This window comes from Brunnivagina elsteri CCALA 953 (assembly GCF_002289455.1).
Classification (GTDB): Bacteria; Cyanobacteriota; Cyanobacteriia; order Cyanobacteriales; family Nostocaceae; genus Brunnivagina; species Brunnivagina elsteri.
The window spans coordinates 1-2,533 of the sequence record NZ_NTFS01000621.1 but is presented as its reverse complement, the minus strand read 5'-3'; the positions used below and the strand labels follow the sequence as shown (position 1 = coordinate 2,533).

Genomic DNA, 2,533 nt, shown 5'->3' with positions numbered 1-2,533 from the left:
TTTGTATGGGGCATCAAATTTTAGGTCACGCTTTAGGGGCAGAAACCTTTAAACTAAAATTTGGACATCGAGGCTTAAATCAACCTGCGGGTTTACAAAAACGGATAGAAATCACAAGCCAAAACCACAGCTTCGCGATTAACCCGGATTCTTTGCCAAATAACATAGTCGAAATTAGCCATCTCAACCTCAACGACCAGACTATAGCCGGAATTCGTCACAAAACTTTGCCGATATTCTCAGTACAATACCACCCTGAAGCCAGCCCAGGACCCCATGATGCCGATTACCTTTTCCAGCAATTTGTGCAAACAATGCAAACTGCAAAACAGTCAGAAATTGCCAGTGTTAGGTAAAAAGATAAAAGCTAATTGTTAGTAGTTAATGAGTAATGGTTGCCCCATGCCCAATCCCCTAACAAATATGTTATGGACAAGATGCACAAAAACCATTTATACTTGGGCGTTAACTTTAAAAGGGGAGGGAGTTATAGCTGAACCACTGAATTTAACCGTTAGCCTGCGGGGCACTCGTGAAGTCCGGGATAACTGTCAGCTATTCCGCCTCACAGGCTTGTTAGATGCCTTTTCCGAACCGACATTCCGTAAGGTTATCGGAAGTAAAATCGACGATGGTCCAAAACATATCATTCTCGACCTTTCGCAAATCGACTTTGTTGACAGTTCGGGCTTGGGTGCGTTGGTACAACTTGCAAAGCAATCGCAAACAAATGAAGGTACTTTGCAAATTGTCACAAATGCCCGTGTGACTCAAACCGTTAAGCTAGTACGTCTAGAAAAGTTTCTCGCTTTACAAGCAAGTGTTGATGCTGCTCTAGGTAATATCCCTGGGCAAAATTAAGCCAGCTTAATGGTTTGAGCAAAACAACCAATTAGCTATCCGAGATAAAAATCTGGATAGCTTAATTTTTACTCAATTTAGACTAAAATTATTTTGTGGTACATTACTCCAGGTAATGAGGTAGAAGTATATAGGTGGATTGTAATTGCATCACCCCATTGGGGATACACACTCAACAAACTGAGTGAAGTATTATTATCGTCTGTTGACGTTTCCTCGGTAATTATGTATTTAAATTATGTATATCTCTAGTTGCTGAAAATGCAAGACAAGGGATAGATAAGGGAAATAGATTAGTCCGATAAAGTCAGATTTTGAACATTTTGAAGTTTAAGTATTGGCAAAATTTGATTGGCAACATTTGGAACTCAAACCTGAATAACGCACCTAAACCTCAAGCACAGCTTGAATTTTGAAGCTGAAATAAAAAATTACTTTATGTAGCCCTAATTTATAATTAATTGACCTGCATGGCAGATTGCAGGCAAGTTTAGTTGACTCAAATAAGTCTCCCAAATGTAGCTGTGAGGAACGATGAATTTGTGAAATCAAAGGAGGAAAAGTTACCTGATGGACAGGATGAATTACCCAAGCAAGATTCATCTTCGAGTCAACTCCTCAAGGCTGCTGGCAAAGAAATGTCTATTCAGATATCTCGTTCCGAACTTCAGCAACTTTCTCCGGCTGCCTTAGCTTACTTAGGGGATGCAGTTTACGAGCTATACGTGAGAATGTATTACCTGCTGCCACCAAAACGACTTGATAGCTACCACAGCGCGGTTGTCGGGCAGGTACGAGCCGAAATGCAAGCGCTCCATCTGCGATCGCTTGCACCATATCTAACAGATAATGAATTAGAAATCGTCCGTCGGGGTCGCAATGCCGCCACAGGACGACCAAAGCGAGTCGATCCCGAAACCTACCAACAAGCGACGAGTTTAGAAACTTTAATTGGTTATTTACATTTGACCGATGAAGCCCGTTTAAACGAACTCCTGCAAAAACTAAATCTAGAAAAATAGCGGTATCAGTACCAATATCTCAAAATGGCAACACGACATTAGTTAGTTTGTGTAAATTGAGATGAAAGTGATGCCCGATTGTAAGCACACAAAAAAAATCATTATGGCTATTAACAAAGGCAAAAAGTTCAATCCTAAAGGCGATAAGCAACGCGGGCAATCCCTGAAAATTAAGGGTAAACGTGTAGTTCAGCGTTCTGTTGTAGCTCCACGAAAATCGAATGAGAATGGAGATAAGCCAATCGTGCGGTATTCTGCTGGTGATGGGGTTTCAGAAGGGCGGGGAGTCGCTGTTCGCAATTCCAAAGAATTTGGTGTACGAAATTCCCAAGGAGTCGCTACGCGATCGCACAGTAAATTTGCTCCACCCAAAACCTCGCCAAAGAAGGTTGGAGACAGTGACATTCGTTATGGCGATACAAGCTATGGTGACACAAGCCGAGGCGACACAAGTTACGGCGCTCAACCAGTAAAAATTAAAGGTAAGCGCGTTGTTTCCCGTCTTGGTGTATCGCTGCGGTATGTGTCACCTCTACTTGGCTCGCTTCTGCTTGTTCTCGGAGTTCCGACTGTACGGGAAACAACGCGCTTACCTTTAATTTTTACTGGTTGAGCGCCGTAACTTGTGTCGCCTCGGCTTGTGTCACCAT

Annotated in this window: 4 protein-coding genes; all 4 read left to right on the top strand. The window is 42.4% G+C overall.

Features of this window, described 5'->3' with window-relative positions; genetic code table 11:
- Positions 1-356 (top strand): glutamine amidotransferase-related protein (locus CK510_RS29165; protein WP_444876505.1); only part of this gene is annotated, 356 nt, incomplete at its 5' end.
- A 67-nt stretch (positions 357-423) separates the two neighbouring features.
- Positions 424-861 carry an STAS domain-containing protein gene (locus CK510_RS29160; RefSeq protein WP_095724950.1) on the top strand — a complete coding sequence of 146 codons (438 nt, stop codon included), beginning with the start codon at positions 424-426 and terminating at the stop codon, positions 859-861.
- A gap of 542 nt (positions 862-1,403) precedes the next feature.
- Positions 1,404-1,883, top strand: a complete 480-nt coding sequence (locus CK510_RS29155; protein ID WP_095724949.1) for a Mini-ribonuclease 3 — start codon at positions 1,404-1,406, stop codon at positions 1,881-1,883.
- Between the two features lie 103 nt (positions 1,884-1,986).
- On the top strand, positions 1,987-2,496 hold the full coding sequence (locus CK510_RS29150; RefSeq protein WP_143289498.1) for a hypothetical protein: 510 nt from the start codon (positions 1,987-1,989) through the stop codon (positions 2,494-2,496).
- Positions 2,497-2,533: the final 37 nt, after the last annotated feature.

Bases quoted from the DNA above. Each gene is read 5' to 3' on its own strand.
- CK510_RS29160 (WP_095724950.1), top strand. From the start codon at position 424: ATGTTATGGACAAGATGCACAAAAACCATTTATACTTGGGCGTTAACT.
- CK510_RS29150 (WP_143289498.1), top strand. From the start codon at position 1,987: ATGGCTATTAACAAAGGCAAAAAGTTCAATCCTAAAGGCGATAAGCAA.